General features: G+C 61.5%; 16 protein-coding genes. 6 read left to right on the top strand and 10 right to left on the bottom strand.

Features of this window, described 5'->3' with window-relative positions:
* Positions 1-16: 16 nt before the first annotated feature.
* Together QRN54_RS04475 and QRN54_RS04470 are read right to left on the bottom strand one after the other, a co-directional pair.
* Positions 17-880 carry an SDR family NAD(P)-dependent oxidoreductase gene (locus QRN54_RS04475; protein ID WP_064075097.1) on the bottom strand — a complete coding sequence of 288 codons (864 nt, stop codon included), beginning with the start codon at positions 878-880 and terminating at the stop codon, positions 17-19.
* 47 nt (positions 881-927) lie between these two features.
* On the bottom strand, positions 928-1,815 hold the full coding sequence (locus QRN54_RS04470) for an SDR family NAD(P)-dependent oxidoreductase (protein ID WP_042921616.1): 888 nt from the start codon (positions 1,813-1,815) through the stop codon (positions 928-930).
* Positions 1,816-2,056: 241 nt separating this feature from the next.
* On the opposite strand from QRN54_RS04470, the gene QRN54_RS04465 reads away from it, so the two are divergent.
* A complete protein-coding gene (locus QRN54_RS04465; RefSeq protein ID WP_007730530.1) occupies positions 2,057-2,404 on the top strand; it encodes a hypothetical protein in 348 nt (115 codons plus the stop codon).
* Positions 2,397-3,047 carry a Dabb family protein gene (locus QRN54_RS04460; RefSeq protein WP_030536113.1) on the top strand — a complete coding sequence of 217 codons (651 nt, stop codon included), beginning with the start codon at positions 2,397-2,399 and terminating at the stop codon, positions 3,045-3,047. Before QRN54_RS04465 ends, QRN54_RS04460 begins: the two co-directional genes overlap by 8 nt.
* 5 nt (positions 3,048-3,052) lie before the next feature.
* Here QRN54_RS04460 and QRN54_RS04455 read toward each other — a convergent pair whose 3' ends face one another.
* Positions 3,053-3,979 carry an alpha/beta hydrolase gene (locus tag QRN54_RS04455; RefSeq protein ID WP_030536114.1) on the bottom strand — a complete coding sequence of 309 codons (927 nt, stop codon included), beginning with the start codon at positions 3,977-3,979 and terminating at the stop codon, positions 3,053-3,055.
* Positions 3,980-4,259: 280 nt separating this feature from the next.
* Here QRN54_RS04455 and QRN54_RS04450 point away from each other — a divergent pair, with 280 nt between their 5' ends.
* Positions 4,260-4,982, top strand: a complete 723-nt coding sequence (locus QRN54_RS04450; protein ID WP_007730520.1) for an IclR family transcriptional regulator — start codon at positions 4,260-4,262, stop codon at positions 4,980-4,982.
* Positions 4,983-5,103: 121 nt separating this feature from the next.
* Here QRN54_RS04450 and QRN54_RS04445 read toward each other — a convergent pair whose 3' ends face one another.
* Positions 5,104-5,685, bottom strand: a complete 582-nt coding sequence (locus QRN54_RS04445; protein WP_050656919.1) for a PadR family transcriptional regulator — start codon at positions 5,683-5,685, stop codon at positions 5,104-5,106.
* Between the two features lie 138 nt (positions 5,686-5,823).
* The gene (locus QRN54_RS04440) at positions 5,824-7,089 is read right to left on the bottom strand and encodes a cytochrome P450 (protein ID WP_007730518.1); all 1,266 of its coding nucleotides are present in this window, start codon (positions 7,087-7,089) and stop codon (positions 5,824-5,826) included.
* Between the two features lie 373 nt (positions 7,090-7,462).
* Between QRN54_RS04440 and QRN54_RS04435 the strand changes: the two genes are divergently transcribed.
* The gene (locus QRN54_RS04435) at positions 7,463-8,509 is read left to right on the top strand and encodes an NADP-dependent oxidoreductase (RefSeq protein ID WP_042451682.1); all 1,047 of its coding nucleotides are present in this window, start codon (positions 7,463-7,465) and stop codon (positions 8,507-8,509) included.
* 61 nt (positions 8,510-8,570) lie between these two features.
* On the opposite strand, the gene QRN54_RS04430 is transcribed toward QRN54_RS04435, so the two are convergent.
* Positions 8,571-9,656: a TerC family protein gene (locus tag QRN54_RS04430; RefSeq protein WP_285181659.1), complete on the bottom strand. Its 1,086-nt coding sequence runs from the start codon at positions 9,654-9,656 to the stop codon at positions 8,571-8,573.
* 225 nt (positions 9,657-9,881) lie between these two features.
* Between QRN54_RS04430 and QRN54_RS04425 the strand changes: the two genes are divergently transcribed.
* Positions 9,882-10,229, top strand: coding sequence for a hypothetical protein (locus tag QRN54_RS04425; RefSeq protein WP_030536118.1), 348 nt, complete (start codon positions 9,882-9,884; stop codon positions 10,227-10,229).
* 4 nt (positions 10,230-10,233) lie between these two features.
* On the opposite strand, the gene QRN54_RS04420 is transcribed toward QRN54_RS04425, so the two are convergent.
* Entirely contained in the window at positions 10,234-11,466 is a 1,233-nt protein-coding gene (locus QRN54_RS04420; RefSeq protein ID WP_042451555.1) for a PucR family transcriptional regulator, read from the bottom strand.
* Positions 11,467-11,628: 162 nt separating this feature from the next.
* On the opposite strand from QRN54_RS04420, the gene QRN54_RS04415 reads away from it, so the two are divergent.
* Complete coding sequence (locus QRN54_RS04415; RefSeq protein ID WP_228401443.1) at positions 11,629-12,456, top strand: SDR family oxidoreductase; 828 nt, start codon at positions 11,629-11,631, stop codon at positions 12,454-12,456.
* Here the strand turns inward: QRN54_RS04415 and QRN54_RS04410 are convergent, their stop codons facing one another.
* The 3 genes from QRN54_RS04410 to QRN54_RS04400 all read right to left on the bottom strand — a co-directional run bounded on the left by QRN54_RS04410 (position 12,457) and on the right by QRN54_RS04400 (position 16,985).
* Positions 12,457-13,668 carry a PucR family transcriptional regulator gene (locus tag QRN54_RS04410; protein WP_007730515.1) on the bottom strand — a complete coding sequence of 404 codons (1,212 nt, stop codon included), beginning with the start codon at positions 13,666-13,668 and terminating at the stop codon, positions 12,457-12,459.
* A 37-nt stretch (positions 13,669-13,705) separates the two neighbouring features.
* Positions 13,706-15,259, bottom strand: a complete 1,554-nt coding sequence (scpC, locus tag QRN54_RS04405; protein ID WP_007730514.1) for a succinyl-CoA:acetate CoA-transferase ScpC — start codon at positions 15,257-15,259, stop codon at positions 13,706-13,708.
* 82 nt (positions 15,260-15,341) lie between these two features.
* A complete protein-coding gene (locus QRN54_RS04400) occupies positions 15,342-16,985 on the bottom strand; it encodes an AMP-binding protein (protein ID WP_042451563.1) in 1,644 nt (547 codons plus the stop codon).
* Positions 16,986-16,991 lie beyond the last annotated feature (6 nt).

The raw sequence follows: 16,991 nt of genomic DNA, 5'->3' as shown, positions 1-16,991 counted from the left end.
CCGAACAGCTCCGCATTCACGAGATGCCCATGCGTGTGAGCATTGTGCGAGGATCGGCGGGAGGTAGCAGGTCTCGAAGCTGAGCGGCTCGGCGGTCGGTGAACTGCCGACACGCGTCGTCGTCGGAGAACACCCAGAAGTCCCCACGCGCTATTGCTTCGGTCATGTGCTCGGCGGCATCGAGCGGGTCGAGTCCGGATTCGACGTTCGCCTGTTGCATTGCATCGAAGACAGCGTTTGCCGTGACGTTCGTAGTCGGCGCGTCACGCTGGGCCGCACGAAAGATCTCACTCCGGATCGAGTGTGGAACAACAGCACTGACCTGAATCGGAGAGTCGACCAACGACAGATCTTGGTGCAAGCTCTCGGTCATCGCCAGCACCGCGAACTTACTGACGATGTACGGTCCTTGCACCGCGGCGCTGTTGATCCCGCCGACAGAAGACAGATTGGCCACACACGCCGGCTTACCCACCTTCAACATCAATGGCACGAAAGCACGAAGGCAATAGAAGACGCCGTCGACGTTGATCTCCATCAACCGTCTCCACCGCGCACCACTGACTTCCCACAGCAACCCGGCCGTCTCCACTCCGGCATTGTTGACCAGCAACTCGACGCTGCCGTGACGATCGAACACATTGTCCGCCATCCTCTTCACGGCATCGGCATCCGCTACGTCCACTCCATGAACGTCAGCTCTCCCACCGGCCGTGCGAATGTCCTCGGCGACGAGCGACGCACGCGCCTCGTCGATGTCGGCAACGACCACCGTCATTCCCAGCCGCGCAAGGTGACGGGCGAACCCTGCACCGATACCGGCCCCCGCACCGGTCACGACGGCCGTGCCGGTACCGAACCGGCGTTCAGCGTGGGACATCTCCACTCCTCGGGTTGTGTCGCCGAAACTATTGCTCGACAAAGACTTCAGATTCCTTCGGGCAGAATGTTGGGATTGCACCACGTCGGTGGCTCACGTCTGGGCATCAGCCCTTGCCCGTCGAGCGCCTTCACGACCAGATCCTGATACCAGGGAAAATGAAGACTGAACGCTACAAGGCCGGTCCGCTCGGCCGCGGGAAGAGAACACATGGCCAGTACCGTCTCGGCAAGATACTCGACGGGCTCGGTTTCGTATCCATCCGGAATGAGTGCGTCGGCGCCGGGAGTCGAGATCGCAGTGGAAGGTCCCACCGAGTTGACCGCGATATTGTCGTCCAGCACCTCCGCGGCGAGGCCCTGTGTGAACCTGTGCAGTGCTGCCTTCATCGACGCGTAAATCACGTCACCCGACGTCTTGTTGTAGTCGCGGAAGGGCCTGATCGGATTCAGTCCCGTCGAGGAACCGATGTTCACGATCCAGCCTGCGCCGCGCTCTCGCATGTAGGGGATGGCTGCCTTCGACAGGGCGAACGGCGCGCGAATGTAGTGGTCGAGGGTCCGATCGAACGTCGCCAGCGACATCTTCTCGATCGGCGCGTAGTCGGCAAACCCGGCATTGTTCACGAGGATGTCGATACCTCCGGTCCGCGAGACGACCTTCTCGATCAATCCGTCGCGAGCCTCGGAATCCTCGAGATCGGCCGGAATGGCAAGTGCACGACCGTGTTGCGACTCGATCATCTCGACGGTCTCGGACAACGTACCGCCGATGACGACATTACTGTCGGCACGGACTGCCGCGGTAGGCCGAGTCGACCGTGCGGTGACGACCACGGTTGCCCCCTCTGCCGCCAGTCGCCTGGCGATCGCCCTGCCGATGCCTCGACTGCTCCCGGTCACCAGCGCGGTCTTCCCTACCAGCGAGTGATTCAACTGCTCCTCCAAGGCTCTTCCACTTCACGACATCGAACACATGACGTATGTGTTCGACCTGAGTTCGACTGCATTTCACGCAATCGTTGTCCGCCATGTTGCATCATCCGATTCTGTTGCACAGCAACGATTCCCGCCTGACGGGAGGTGTCGAAATGCCGGGCACATGACCAAATTCGCTATCTCCCGCTGTGTGAGATCGAAAGCATCACAACGGGTTAGGGGAAAGTAATCTTCACCAATGGCAGATGAAACGCTCTACGTGATCGATCGGATAGTCACGAAACCGGGATGCGGTCGACAGTTCGTCGACGCGCTACTCGACCAGTATTTGCCGAGTGCACAGCGTCGCGGCATGACACTCGCCGACGTACTCGTCAGCCCTCCGTTGTGGTGCGATCAAGACCCGAACACCTTGACCGTCACCTGGACGGTCGACGGCACGGCCGGCTGGTGGTCGATGACGCGCCAGGGCCGCAGAGACTCCACCCTCAGGCAGTGGTGGGATGCAATGGCTCCGCTCATAATCGAACGGAGTCGCTCCATGGCCGCCGCAGCAAAGGACATCGAAGGACTGAGCAATGTATAACGTGACAAGAGTCGTGCACGCCGCCAACGGGGCGGGCGCCGACGAGTGGACCGCTGCAGTGAAGAACATTGCCGCAGTTGCCGAATCGTCGAACGCGCTGCGTCGTCTCGTCTGTACGACACTTCCCGGCGTCATCAACGGCGGAGATCTGATCGTCCATCTTCAGTTCGAAGACGAGATGGCTTGGCAGACAGCCCGAGATGCGGTCGACGACAGCCTGCGCTGCGCCGCCGTCGACCACTTCCACGGTGCCGAGTACTCGTCCGGGACCACGGGACGTTCCGGCGCCGAAGCCGCCGGTCAGGTGTACCGAGCGCTGTTCATCCGGGTATCCCCCAGCACACCCCAGGACGTACTCGAGGAATTCGAACGGGATCTGCTCAGGATGCCTACCCATATCTCGTCGATCTGCGCCTGGCGTCTCAGCCGAGTCGACGCAGCGATCGGGCACACACCATGGACTCATGTCTGGGAGCAGGAGTTCACCGACCTCGGCTCACTGCAGACCCAGTACCTCGATCATCCGATTCACTGGGCAGTGGTGGACCGGTGGTTCGACCCCGAATGTCCCGAGGCCGTGGTCCACGACAGAATCTGTCACACGTTCGGCAATCTCACCGAGAGACTCCTGACAGTGAAGTGATCTGCCTACTCGCTACCGAGCGCCTCGCGCGTCATCGCCCAAAGCTTCTGTCGCGCAGGCTCGGTCAGCGACAAAGACGGGATAGTGAGGAAGCCGTGGAACAATCCTTCGAAGCGATGATGGCGCACCGAAACGCCAGCCGTCGCGAGCATCTGCGCATACGCGTCACCTGACGAACACGGCGGATCGAGTTCGGCTGTCACGACGACAGCAGACGGAAGACCGGCGAGCGTCTCCGCACGCGTAGGAATCACACGGGCGTCGTCGCGACCTTCAGGCGCGTACTGCTGCCAGTACCATTCCATCGCTGCGGTGGTGTTGTAGTGACCCGTGCCGTAGAGCCGATACGACTCGGTTTCGAAGTCGTCGTCGATCACGGGGTAGATGAGAACCTGAAGGGCGATTTCCGGACCACCCCGATCCCGAGCGGCAATAGCCACGGTCGCCGCGAGGTTCCCTCCCGCACTGTCGCCCACAAGTGCGATTTTACCTGCGTCGGAACCGTATTCGGCAGCATGCTCGCTGGCCCACGCCGCCGCGGCGTAGACGTCGTCGTGGGCTGCCGGTGCCGGATGCTCCGGCGCCAACCGATAGTCGACGGCAACCACTACTGCGCCGACTCCCTGCGCCATCGATCGACAGAATTCGTCGTGACTGTCCAGATCGCAGAACACGAAACCGCCCCCGTGAGCGAAGACCACGAGAGGAACGTCGTTCGAGGTTCCATGCGGACGAAAGACGCGAATTGCCAGATCTCCACCGGGACCGTCGATTACGTGATTCTCGACTGAAAGCATGTCGGGAAGACCCGTCAGCGGCGCACGTCGGTTCCGAATCAGAGTTCGTAGCTCCGACGGCGGGACACTGGTGACATCCGGGAATCCAGCGTTGAGGGTTGCGAGCATCGTGGTGACTTCCGCTTGAATCGTCATATCGTCTCCTGGTCTCTCAGCCCGGCGGGTGGCGCTACGTCTGCGCCGGCATCCGCGTTTGTCCACTTGGCGTGTGATCACGTCAACGTAGATCGCCCACCACCAAGCAAGGAACCCGCTCTCCCGATCAGTGGTCCGTTTCCGCCGACGAGCACCGGAGGCGTCCGATCCACAGGGTGGCCTTCTTCACAAAGCAGAAAAAACATGTCATCATTCCTAATCGAAATAGCCTTGTCCAGGGCAGTTGTCCAACTTGACTACGGGATAGCAGAGGGAACACATGTCGCTCCAGCTCGAGGTCGATCCCGCAACGCCGAACGCCTTCCTCGACCGAGTCTCTCTGCTACTGGATGCGTTCGGCGGTCGAGATCGTCTCACCCTCGCCGAGATTGTCCGACGAACCGGGCTTCCAAGGTCTTCAGCCCACCGCATACTCGACCATCTGGTCCAACTTCGGTGGCTGCACCGCAGCGGCCGCGATTACACGCTCGGGTTGCGGCTCGTGGAACTCGGCTCGTTGGCCGTGTACCAGGACAGACTTCACTCAGCTGCGCATCCGCACCTGTACGAATTGCACCGGCGTACCGGACTGATCGTCGAGATGACGATTCTCGACGGCTCAAATGTGGTGTGCCGCGCCCACATGGCAGGTCGTTTCGCCAGCATGATTCCGAATCGGATCGGTTTCAGCACGCGCGCAGACGGAACTCTCGTCGGCAGGGTCCTCCACACCTTCAACAACGAGCGAGGAGAGGCGGCCGACGAGGTCCGAAAAACCGGCGTGGGATACGGCCGTGACACGCCGATCGACGGATTCGGCACGATCGCCACTCCGATCGGCCCGATCGGCGTCGCGACCTCCGCGCTGTCGATCTGCGGACCGCTCCGACAAATGCCGCTCGACGAGCGAAACTCGCCTCTCACCGGGCTTCTTCGGGAAACAGCCGCTTCCCTGTGGCGAAATGCGGGCGTCCGGACCACCGAAAGCATGCGAGCTCAGTAGACACGAAGACTAGGCACGAAGACTAGGCACGAAGACTAAGCACGAAGACTGGGCACGAAAACCTCGACAGCACAATTCTATTGGCGTGGGGCAGAATCTGGGGAGTTGTACCTCCGCACGCTCAGATCAACTTCCAACTACCGGCATTGACGGGCTGCGGCAAGCCGAGAGCGTTGGCGTCGCCTTGCGCGAATCGAGCGGCGGCCTCATCGATGTCATCGAGCAACTGAGCGGCGAGGTCGATCTCCATCTGAAAATGGCGGCCTATCCATCGCAGACTCATCTCGGTAAATGCCCAGGCGGGTTCATTCTCCGAGTTATCGGCGTGTTCGATTGCCTTGAGCTTCTTTGCCTCGAGGTTGTCGATGTGATCGAGCACTATCGACTTGAGCTGATCGGGGTCGTTGAGGTGGCCGACCCACAGTCTCAACATCACTCCATGTTTGAGAACGGGGGTTTCGATCTCCGATCGGCGTGACCATGATCTGAGAGCCTCGATACCGGATTCGGTTATCGTGAACACTCGTCGACGACGCCCACCCGACTCCGAAACCTCCCGCGAACTGACGAATCCCAGCGTTTCCAGCTTTTTGAGCTCGGTATAGACCTGGCTCACCGACGGGCTCCAGTAATAGAACCCGATGCTCCAGTCGGCCCAGCTTTTCAGATCGCTGCCACTGAGTTCTTCTCCGAATGTGAGCATTCCCAGCACTGCCCAACTTGTCGCGGGCAATGCCGGGTAACACGCAGTTGCGGGATCAGGCACCGGCCCAGACTAACAAGACGTCGACCACCTGACACCGACTTGCCCACCGAGTGGTCTGTTCACGAATTCGTGCAATCAGAAAAGGTTCAATCGCAGTTCGGAGACACCGCGGATAAAGGCCGTGCCACCCCACGTCACTCCACCGTCGACGAGCTCGGTCTTCGGCGCTTTGTCGATCAACGCATTCAGGATGGTCTTGATCTCCAGCCGGGCCAACCACGCACCGAGGCAAGCGTGCGCACCGTGACCGAACGTGATGTGGTCCCGGACATTTGACCTCGACCAGTCCAATCTGTCCGCGTTCGGACCGAATCGAGTTTCATCGCGGTTTGCCGACGCCAGCCACGTCACAATGTGATTTCCGGCCGGAATCACCGCATCTCCCACCGCGTAATCCTCGGGAGCAATGCGAATCATCAACTGCGCCGTCGGCTCATAGCGCAGGACTTCTTCTACCGCGTGATCGAGCAGTGCCCTGTCGTCGACGAGTCGTTCCCACTGATCACGATGGCCCATAAGTGCATTCATGGTGAGACCGACCTGATTGACTGTGGTGTCCAGTCCGGCGATGACCAAAGTCTGCACGGTAGCGGCAACTTGATCCGGCCCGATTATCTCGCCTTCGTCGCCGGCGGAGATGAAGTCCGACAGGATGTCGTCGCCAAGATTGTTGCGCTTCCAAGCGATAACGTCCTGAAGGTGTGCCGAGAAATCACGCTGAGCGGAAATGTAGTCGCTGGTCTGCTCGGCAGTCAGAAACGGATCGAGTAGGTTGAGTCCCTTACGGGTCCACTCGAACATCGTATCGGTGTCGGCAGGTACGGGGATACCGAAAATTTCGCAGACAAGGCGAATCGGTAGCGGATGAGCAACTTCCGTCACCAGCTCGATCTCGGAGCCCCGTCCATGATCGGCAAGCAACTCGTCGACGATTTCCTTCGCCCGCGCGTCGTAACGCTTGATTGCCCTGGGCGTGAACGGGCGCGCCAGTAGCTTGCGCAATGCCAGATGGTCCGGCGGATCCAGCTTCGACAACGATGGGCGCAACAAGTAGGCGTCGCTGCCACCGGCCGCCTTGATCCGCATATTGCGCGGTGCCTCGAGTGCATACTGTTCCGACGAACTCAGCGACTTGTCCGCCAGTGCGCGTTTCACGTCGTCGTAGGCGAAAAGCATGTATACGCCATTCGAATGCTGTTGTACCGGAGCAACTTCTCGCGCAATCGCGTACCGCGCGTACGGATCGGACAGGAAGCCTGGCTCCGTTGGATCGACCAATCCCGTTCTGAGCCAATCCGTTGTGTCATGAACCGCACGCTCCGAACCCACCGGCGAAGTCATAGCCAACCTCTCGTCCTCGACAAAATCACTCACACAAGATCTGGCAGATCATTGACGCCCTCGTAAAAATCCACAGCCGAATACCACTGGTGACGAGCGTCAGCGCTGCGCTGAACTGAACTGAACTGCGCAGAGCTTCACAGTCGGACTACGAGGCAACCAACAAACCGCCCGCTGTATGGGAAATGAAGTCGCGCTCCGGACGTCGGGTTGCCACATTCTCACTGAGCGGGCGGGAAGGTGCGCTCCTTGCTGCTCGAGGACAGAATTCCCAGACGTCTTCGCCGTGAATCAGTAAGGCGGCGAGATCAATTCCGGGCAATCGTCCCGAGAAGTGATGCGAACCGGTGTCGAAGCAGATTGGAAATTGCGCATGACCGAATATGTGAACCGCGCTGTGCGAGTCGTTCGAGCTCCCCGCGGCTTGCCTGTCGTAGAAGATTTTCGGATCGACGAGGTTCCGATCCGGCCGCCCGCGGACGGCGAAGTTCTGTTCCGCGCCCACTATCTTTCGATCGATCCGGCGATACGAAGACGCCTACCGTCCACCAGCTCTGCCCCCGGGCCGTTGGGAGCTGTTGCCGGTATCGGCGACGTCGTCTTGGCTGGAGTGGTGCCTGCGCACTCCGGTTTGGACGGCATCGCAGTCGGCGAAGTGATTTCTTCGCGGCATCCTGACTTTGCGGCAGGTGATTTGGTTCGAGGCGGCACGCACTGGCAGGTTTATCACACAATCAAAGGCGCTGCCCTGGACCGCATACCGAGGGAGAATCGAGCTTCCCTAGGAGATGAACTCGGAATTCTAGGACAGCCAGGATTTGTCGCACACTGCGGAATGCGGTTGGTCGCCGACGTCCGAGAGCGAGACACAGTCGTGGTTTCGGCGGCCGGCGGAGCAGTCGGCATGGTTGCAGGCCAAATCGCGAAGCTGGCGGGCGCCCGGGTGATCGGAATCGCCGGGGGTGAGAAGACCGAATACGTTGTGGAGGAATTGGGGTTCGACGCCTGCATAGATAGGAAGACGGCGAACATCGGCGAGCAGTTGGACGAATTGTGTCCGAAGGGCGTCGACGTCTATTTCGACAACGTCGGAGGCTCGATCACGCGAGCGGTTTTCGATCGCATGGCCGATTTCGGAAGGGTCGTCGTGTGCGGAATGATCAGCGAATACAACCAGGATGAAAGCGAAGTCGGGCCTCCCCTACGCCCTGTACTACGCAAACGTCTACGCATCGAAGGGTTCATCTGCTACGACCACTACGACCGGTACCCGGAGTACCGGGCGTGGGCGTCCGCTCGAATCGCCGAAGGTGGACTGCGCTACCGCAACGATGTCACCGAGGGCATCGAAAATGCCCCAGCGGCCTTGATCGGGCAGCTTTCGGGGCACAACCGGGGGAAGCAGTTGGTGATGATTTGACAAAGGGAGACCACACGTCGTTGTGTGGTCTCCCTTTTCGATTCGTTCAGCCGATCAGGCGTCAGCCTCTGGGCCGAGCATCTACCTTGTCGTCATCGTCGTCGCGCTCGCCGGTTGCGAGCTGGACGCCGGATTTCTCGATGCTGCCGTCAGCACCTGACTTCCCGAGGTCGATCGGTGCATCACCGGTCGCAACCTCTTCGGCCTCAGGCTCTTCCGGTAGCGGCTTCTTGAGACTCAGGATGATCGAGCCTGCCAACACCACGATGATCACCGCGAGGCTGACCAGTGAGGGAATCTCGGGGATCGACGTGCTGATCACCTTGTGGCTGGCCTGCATGATCAGCTTCACGCCGATGAAGGCGAGGATGATCGACAGACCCTTGGACAGGTAGTGGAACTTCTCGAGCAGGCCCGAGAGCAGGAAGTACAGGGCACGCAGACCCAAGATCGCAAACGCGTTGCTGGAGTACACGATGAATGGATCGTCACTCACTGCCAGCACTGCCGGGACACTGTCGACTGCGAACACGAGGTCGGCAGCTTCGATGGCGACGACGACGGCGAACAGTGGTGTTGCGACGCGCTTTCCGGCTTCCTTGACGAAGAACTTGGTTCCTGCGTATTCCTCACGGACCGGCATGATCTTGCGCAGCAAGCGAACTGCCAGCGAGGTTCCCGGATCGAAGTTCTCGTCGTCGTCCTTGAGCAGCTTGTAGGCGCTGTAGAGCAGGATGGCGGCGAAGACGAACAGCACGGCCGTGAACTTGCTGACCACGGCAACGCCGGCGGCGAGGAAGATACCGCGGAAGATCAGGGCGCCGATGACACCGAAGAACAACACGCGGTGCTGGTATTCACGGGGCACCTTGAAGTAACCGAAGATCAGGGCGAACACGAACAGGTTGTCGACGGAGAGGCTCTTCTCCAACAGCCAGGCCGTGGTGAATTCGACGCCCGAGTTCACCCCCAAGGTCAGGGTGACGACCACCGCGAATACGAGAGACAAACCGACCCAGAGTGCACTCCACCAGGCCGCTTCCTTGAAGCCGATGACGTGCGCGCCGCGGTGGGCGAGCAGGTCGATGAGCAACATGACGACGATGACTGCGGCGAACGCGGCCCACGCCCACATGGGAACGTTCATCGCTGACCACCTACCCGAATGGCACTGATGACTGCGGTCACGGGGAGCTCCTTCACTGGGTTCGGACGGCCGTCTCGCCGTCTTCTCCAGTGTTCCTTGCCGACTTCTATCCATCCCGGTCGAAATATCGACGACTTTCACACCTGAAGTTGCCGAAACCATGCAATCTGAGGGTGTTGCGTCCGAAACCGCCGCTGGACGGCATCTTGTTCTAGCCTGGCAAGCATGAGCACCTCGTTGTACTACTCCGCCGTCCGCACCACACCGCTGACCGACGACGAGAAGGCCGAAGTCGACCGACTCATCGCCGTCCACAACGACGAATTTCCGTTCGACTACGAGGTCCTGGACCTCTATCCGTCGGATATCCCCGACACTCTGCTCAACGGTTCGACAAAGATCTCGAGCGACCCGACCGAGGTAATCCCTTCGCTCGTCTACTGGTTCAACGCTCTGACCGAACTCCGGCGAGCGGTGCCCGACGCAGACTGGGACGTTTCACTCGACGACACCCCCGCCGATTGGGATGACAGCTCCGGCTATTCGCTCCCCGGGCTCGACGACATGCAGTAGCGAGTCACGGGTTCGCCAGGAGGGCGGCTCCGTAGCTCTCCAGCGCGATGAGCGCCAACTCTGTTGGCAGCCGACGCTGGTCCACGCTGCGGTCTAACAGCTTTTCGGCCTGATCGAGTCGATACCGCACGGTGTTCTTGTGCAGACCGAGCGCCACGGCGGTAGCGGCTGCAGTGCAATTGTTCTCGTAATAGACCCGAACGGTGTCACGGATACGCGTCGTGACACCGTCCGCGCCGGCGAGGCCTTTCAATTCCCGGGCCACCAACGCACGCAGTTCGTCCAGATCTTCGGTGAGCAGACAGGGAACCTGAACATCTTCGTAGACGGTGACCCCCGGCGAACCCGTCGAACGGACCGCGATGCGCTGCGCGGCGAGAGCCTCGCGGTGACTGCGCGCGAATCCTTCCATTCCGTAACCGCTGGCCCCCACCGCGACACGGAGATCCGAATTCCGAGCACGATCGAGCGCCGCCCACTCATGGTCGTCGAAATGCGCGACCCACGACCACACCTCGCGCGCCCCCGAAGGCAGCGTCAGCACGCGCTCGGCATTCGACTCGTCCACAAAGGAACGCGCATACGAGTCCAATCGGGCCAATACGTCGGCGGCCGGATCGGTGTCGTCCGTCCAGAGAACAAACGCAGTGTGGTGGCGCCGCATCGGGTAGTCGAGAATCTGCGACACCTCATCGGAGTGAAGTGCTTCGCCTGCGACAATCGCGTGCACCGTCTCGGACCGACGCGCAAAAGCGCCGCGCGCCAAGCTCTCACGCTCCTTCGCATACGTTGCCACCAACAATTCGGTGGTCACTTCCAGCCATCTCATCGCCGAACCCCACACTCGGACCAGAAGTGCGCGCTTGAGTTCCGGACCGATCGGGAGTGCTTCTATCGACTCGTCGACGAAGCCCAGCATCGCGAGGCGTCCGGCACCGTAGATCTTGAGCAGGACTCGAAGATCCATACCGCGCCTGGCAACGGTGAGTGCAAGCGCAACCGACTCCGGCGGCGGCGTGACCTCCTGGGAACCGCCCGCGATCGCGGCCACGATGACTCGAAGCTGCGCCGCAGTGCTCGCATCCACATCGCGTCGTAGCTCCCGATCACCCGCCACTTCAGGATTGGCCACCGCAATGGCGTCGTCGATGCGTTGAACGAAACCGTCGATCACCTCCGGCTGGAGATAGATGGGCGCGAGATTTGCAATCCAGCCGTCCAACTCCGATGTGTCCATGGCGCCTCCCCGACTTGTCACCCTGATTGTGACTTAGTCACAAATCTATCGTCTCACTTCGGCCAAGAAGCCCTAGCAACCCGGTTTCGACTGGTCCACAATCACATCCCTGCAGATTCATCTCACTGCAACCAACCCCTATCTTTGGAGACGCTGGAGTAAATGAACAAACCTTTCGACGGTCAGGTAGTGGTCATCACCGGCGGCGCCCGGGGCATCGGATACGCCACCGCGAAGCGGCTGATCAGCCTGGGTGCGACGGTCGCGATCGGCGACATCGACGAAGCCACTCTCGCGCGAGCAGCCAAGGATTTGGGCATCCGCACGTTCGGGCGCCTCGACGTCACCGACCCCGCCTCGTTCTTCGACTTCCTCGACACCGTCGAAGGTGAACTCGGCCCGATCGACGTGCTGGTCAACAATGCGGGCATCATGCCGGTCGGACGGATCGTCGACGAGGACGACTCCGTGACCAGACGCATCATCGAGATCGACGTCCTCGGCGTGATCACGGGAACCAAGCTCGCATTGCGACGGATGCTTCCGCGCGGACGTGGACACGTCATCAACATCGCTTCGCTTGCAGGCGAACTCCCGTGCCCCGGTTTGTCGACGTACTGCGGCGCCAAGCATGCGGTGTTGGGCTTCACCGATTCTGTCCGCAAGGAAGTTCGTGGCACCGGAGTTCACATCTCGTCCGTGCTGCCGACGCTCACCAACACCCAACTCACCTCGGGCACTTCGGGAATGAAGGGATTCCGAGAGGTTCAGCCGGAGGAAATCGCCGAAGCCGTCGTCGGCTTGATCACCAAACCGCTTCCACGCGTACGTATTACGCGGGTGTCCGGGCTACTCGTGCAGGCACAGGGCTTCTTCCCCCGGCGGCCGTACGAGGCATTGAGCCGACTGTTCGGCGTCGAGACGCAGTTTCTCGGCGACGTCGACACCGCGGCACGTGCTGCCTACGAAGAACGCGCCCGCGCAAGCTGATCAGGTCAGCTCGGTGGCCGGCCAGTCGAGCAGCTTCGCACCCAGTACGGCAGCGTGGAGCGCGAAGCTGTCGTTGGGATCGTTGACGTTCTGACCGGTGAGTTCACGGATGCGGTCCAACCGGTACGTCACGGCGCGGACGGACAAATGCAGGTCTCGGGCGGTCTTAGCCGTATTGCCGCCGGCGGAAAAGTACGCGAGCAGTGTGTCGATCATCGGTCCAGCGCCACCACGCGCCTCGAGCAGCGGTGTGAGAAGGGTATGGATCAGGTCGGTGACCGCCGGTCTGTCGTTGACCAGAACCCGGTAGACCAGCAGGTCACGAGCATCGATGATCGGTGCGGTCAACGACAGGCGCTGCGCCAGGTCCAGTGCGTCCAGCGCCTCCCGGTACGACGCCACCACGCCCGAAGCGGTGGTTCGAGGGCGCCCGACAGCGATCTGCCACGTGCCGTCCAAAGGACGCCGCTGCAACTGCACTCGCCCGTCGTCATCGGTCCCCGGCCCGAGAGCCGACCGAATCCCTGCCAGCACGTGGTCGACGGCATCGCGATCCGGCGCCGCGAAAACGACCACCAGTTTGCCGCTCTTGCTGGCGACCAACGCATCGGCGTCACCCTTGCTACCCAGAACGGCACGTTCGACGGCGCGCACCAAAGGGTTGTCGTCGGTGAACTCACGGGCGGCGGTCACTACCGCCACGGCATGCGGACCACTGAGGTGGAGACCGAATCCTGAAGCGCGATCCAACAATCCGACGACGTCAGCGCCGCCGGTCAACAAGTCGTCGACGAACTCGCGGCGTGCCGATACCTGCGAGCGGACCAGAGAACGTCTGGCCAACTGAAACCCTTCGGCCAGTTCGGCGACGGCATCGTCGACGGCACGCAGCATCACTTCGCCGGCCGCGACGACGGCATTCGGATCCGATTGTGCCGCAATAACAGCAGGCAGTTCACGCCACAGACGCCAGGCCGAGGAGAGATACAGATCGAGCAGGGCTCGCAAGGCGACACCCTGCTGCGCTGCTTCTTCCCCGCGAGCGCGGAAGCGGTGCAGCTGGCGACGCTGCAGCGGTTTCCCTTCACAGACAGCGTCGCTGAGCACGTCGAGGAAATCACCCAGCAGTTCGACGGGCAGGCCACCAGCGTCATCGGCCCCCGCCGCGGCAACCCGGCGTATGGCGTCGTCAGGTACCCCGGTTCGGCTCACCCTCGCATTCTCTCACTGCCGGCAGCATTGCCTGGCGTCACGAAAGGCGCATCGAACCCGTGTCGATGTACCGCTGATGGAACGAGAATGCCTCGCCCAGGATGTGCGGCGTCTGCCCCGCACCCGGTTGAGCGTCGGCGCGAGCGATGTAATCGTGGAGCAGTGGCCGGAATTCCGGGTGAGCACACTTGTCGACGATCAGGCGCGCGCGTCGCCGCGGCGACAGACCTCGCAGATCCGCCAACCCCTGCTCGGTCACCAACACCTGAGTGTCGTGCTCGGTGTGGTCGACGTGCGGAACCATCGGCACGATCGCCGAGATCTCACCGCCGCGGGCCGTCGACGGGCTCAGGAACATGGACACGTAGCCGTTGCGGGCGAAGTCCCCCGAGCCGCCGATTCCGTTCATGATCTTCGTCCCCATGACGTGCGTCGAGTTCACGTTGCCGTAGATGTCGGCCTCGAGCATGCCGTTCATGGCGATGATTCCGAGCCTGCGCACCACCTCCGGGTGGTTGCTGATCTCCTGCGGACGGAGCGTGATGTGGTGGCGGTAGAAGTCGATGTTCGCGGTCAGTTCTTCGATGCCCTCTTCGGTGAGCGCCAAAGCCGTCGACGACGCATGCGCGACGGTTCCGTCCTTGATCAGCTTCAGCATCCCGTCCTGGATGACCTCGGAGTAGCAGGTCAGGCCGCGATACGGCCCCCGATCGAGCCCTCCGAGCACCGCGTTGGCGACATTGCCGATGCCCGCCTGCAGCGGAAGCAACGTATCGGCCGGCATCCGTCCGGCGCGCACCTCGAAGTCGAAGAATTCCAGGACGTGGCCGGCGATCGCCTCACTGACGGCATCGGGTGCAGTGAGAGGGCTCGCGCTGTCACGGCAGTTGGTCTCGACAACGGCCACAACCTTCGTGGGATCCACTCGGAACGTGGTCTGGCCGATCCGGTCCTCGACACGAATGATCTCGAGCGGCTTGCGATGCGGCGGCAGCGCGGTGCCGTAATAAACGTCGTGAATACCTTCCATCGCCTCGGGCACCCACGAGTTGACTTCGAGGATGACCCTGTCGGCGACGTCCAGCCAGGTCTTGTTGTTGCCAATCGACGCGGAGGGAATCAGTTCCCCCGATTCGGTGATACCGGCGACCTCGACCACCGCGACGTCTACGTTGCCGTAGTAGCCCTCCCACACCTGCTGAGCCACGTGGGAGAGATGGATGTCCACGTAGTCCATACGACCGTCGTTGATCCGGCGACGTGCGGTGGCCTCGGACTGATACGGCATGCGCAGCGCGATTCCGTCGACCTCCGCGAGCAGCCTTTCGGTCTCGGTGGACACAGAAGCGCCGGTCAGGAGATTGATCGTGAAGTTCGATCCGTTGCCGCGGGTCCGGTGAATGCGCTCGGCCAGGGCCGGAATGACAACCTTGGGTGTACCGGCGCTTGCGAAACCGCTGATCGCGACGGTGTCGCCCGGGTTGATGAACTTCACGGCGTCGGACGCGGACATCACCTTCGACGCAAACGCTGTGGCGCGAATGCGGTTGGAGGTGGCGTTGTGCCCGGTCTCACCGAAGGTTGAACTCACGGCACCAGGATAAACAGGGCACGTCGAAGCGATTTACGGGGATAACCCAGACAGAATCGCTCCGACGTGCTATGAGCACCGATCAGTTGACGACGCCGTACACGCCTTCGCCGACCAGGCTCGCAATTCGATATTTCTGGATCTTGCCCGACCCTGTCAGTGGGAACGCCTCCGCGCTGAACCACTCCTTGGGCGCCTTGTGGCGCGCCAGTCGCTCGGTGCAGAACTCGACCAGTTCAGCGGCGGTCGGTTGGTCGGACTCGTCCTTCCAGCGGATGACGGCGACAACTCGCTCACCCCACACCTCGTCGGGCACACCCACGACCGCCACGTCGAGAATCTTCGGATGTGTGAAGATCACGGACTCGACCTCACGCGGATAGATGTTCTCACCGCCGCGGATGATCATGTCCTTGAGGCGGCCGGTAACCCGGACGTATCCACGTTCGTCCATCGTCCCCAAATCGCCGGTATGCAACCAACCGTCCTTGTCCACGGTGTCGGCCGAAGCCTCCGGATTACGGAAGTACTCGGTCATGACGAGGTACCCGCGCGCGCAGATCTCGCCTTGTTCGCCGAGCGGCACGCTGTCCCCGGTCACGACGTCGGAGATCTTCACCTCGACCTGCGGCAACGCGAGTCCGACCGTCTCCGACTTGTCCTCGGGGGTGTCGGCCGGGCTGGTCTGTGTGATGACGGGGCTGGCCTCGGTTTGTCCGTAGACGATGCTGAACCCCGCCCCGAAGGCCGACTCCACCGTGCTGACGAGTTCGGGCGGGACCGACGACCCGCCGGATACGACTACCGAACAGGCCGAGAAGTCGCGGCTCGCGAAGCTGGCGTCGTTGATCATCGCGATCAGCATCGTCGGCACTCCACTGACCACGTCAGCGTGAAAGCGTTCCGCCGCATCGAGAACCGCAGTCGGATCGAAGTACTGGATCAGGCCGATCGACATTCTTCGCTGCGCGGCGCCGAGAACCAGGATGCCGCACCCGGCGGTGTGGAACAGCGGCATGGCCGACACAACCGAACCCCGCTCAGGGAATCGGCCTCTCCGACTCACGAAATCGGCATTGTTGACCAATCCTCGGTGATGCAACAGAGCACCTTTGGGAACCCCGGTGGTTCCCGACGTGTACTGGATCTGCGCATTGTCGTCAGGCGAGACTTCGGGCAGAGCGCCCCGCTCGCCCGCCCAACCTCGAACCTGGCGATCCCACTCCTCGAAGTTGACTGCGAGAACTTCTTCTCCCGAAATCGAAATCGCCTCGGATGCAACCGCTGCCATATCGCCACCGCGGAACTTTCCGGTGTGGAAGAGCCCCCGAGACTGGGACTGCGACAAGACGTACGCCAGCTCCTCCGCACCCAACGCCGGATTGGCGGTCACCAGAACCATCCCGGCGAGCGCGGCGCCGTATTGCAGAATCATCCATTCCGGAACGTTCGGAGCCCAGACAGTGATCCGATCTCCACAGTCGAACCGAGACAAGAGATAGTGCGCACACCCCTCTGCTTCGTCGAGAAGCTCCGCGAAGGTCCACGTGCGATCGGTTTCAGCCGCCCCGGAAAGCGAATGCGATTGCGTCGGAACCACTTCTCTGATTGCAATCAGATTCGGCGAGTCCGCGGCGCACTCTCGCAGCAGCCCACCCACCGTTTGCTCCTCTATCGGGTCAGACACGTCAGCGGGGAAGTACGACGTTTCGAGAACACTGCTCATCTCACA

The sequence above is a fragment of the Rhodococcus sp. MEB032 genome (assembly GCF_030208925.1).
Lineage (GTDB): Bacteria > Actinomycetota > Actinomycetes > Mycobacteriales > Mycobacteriaceae > Rhodococcus_F > Rhodococcus_F qingshengii.
Note: the sequence above shows the minus strand (reverse complement) of the source record. Positions and strands in the feature narration are given on the sequence as shown.

What these genes read in the sequence shown, in the direction of transcription:
- QRN54_RS04475 (WP_064075097.1), bottom strand. Translation starts at nt 880, where the DNA reads ATGTCCCACGCTGAACGCCGGTTCGGTACCGGCACGGCCGTCGTGACC.
- QRN54_RS04465 (WP_007730530.1), top strand. Translation starts at nt 2,057, where the DNA reads ATGGCAGATGAAACGCTCTACGTGATCGATCGGATAGTCACGAAACCG.
- QRN54_RS04460 (WP_030536113.1), top strand. Translation starts at nt 2,397, where the DNA reads ATGTATAACGTGACAAGAGTCGTGCACGCCGCCAACGGGGCGGGCGCC.
- QRN54_RS04455 (WP_030536114.1), bottom strand. Translation starts at nt 3,979, where the DNA reads ATGACGATTCAAGCGGAAGTCACCACGATGCTCGCAACCCTCAACGCT.
- QRN54_RS04450 (WP_007730520.1), top strand. Translation starts at nt 4,260, where the DNA reads ATGTCGCTCCAGCTCGAGGTCGATCCCGCAACGCCGAACGCCTTCCTC.
- QRN54_RS04445 (WP_050656919.1), bottom strand. Translation starts at nt 5,685, where the DNA reads ATGCTCACATTCGGAGAAGAACTCAGTGGCAGCGATCTGAAAAGCTGG.
- QRN54_RS04440 (WP_007730518.1), bottom strand. Translation starts at nt 7,089, where the DNA reads ATGACTTCGCCGGTGGGTTCGGAGCGTGCGGTTCATGACACAACGGAT.
- QRN54_RS04435 (WP_042451682.1), top strand. Translation starts at nt 7,463, where the DNA reads ATGACCGAATATGTGAACCGCGCTGTGCGAGTCGTTCGAGCTCCCCGC.
- QRN54_RS04430 (WP_285181659.1), bottom strand. Translation starts at nt 9,656, where the DNA reads ATGAACGTTCCCATGTGGGCGTGGGCCGCGTTCGCCGCAGTCATCGTC.
- QRN54_RS04425 (WP_030536118.1), top strand. Translation starts at nt 9,882, where the DNA reads ATGAGCACCTCGTTGTACTACTCCGCCGTCCGCACCACACCGCTGACC.
- QRN54_RS04420 (WP_042451555.1), bottom strand. Translation starts at nt 11,466, where the DNA reads ATGGACACATCGGAGTTGGACGGCTGGATTGCAAATCTCGCGCCCATC.
- QRN54_RS04415 (WP_228401443.1), top strand. Translation starts at nt 11,629, where the DNA reads ATGAACAAACCTTTCGACGGTCAGGTAGTGGTCATCACCGGCGGCGCC.
- QRN54_RS04400 (WP_042451563.1), bottom strand. Translation starts at nt 16,985, where the DNA reads ATGAGCAGTGTTCTCGAAACGTCGTACTTCCCCGCTGACGTGTCTGAC.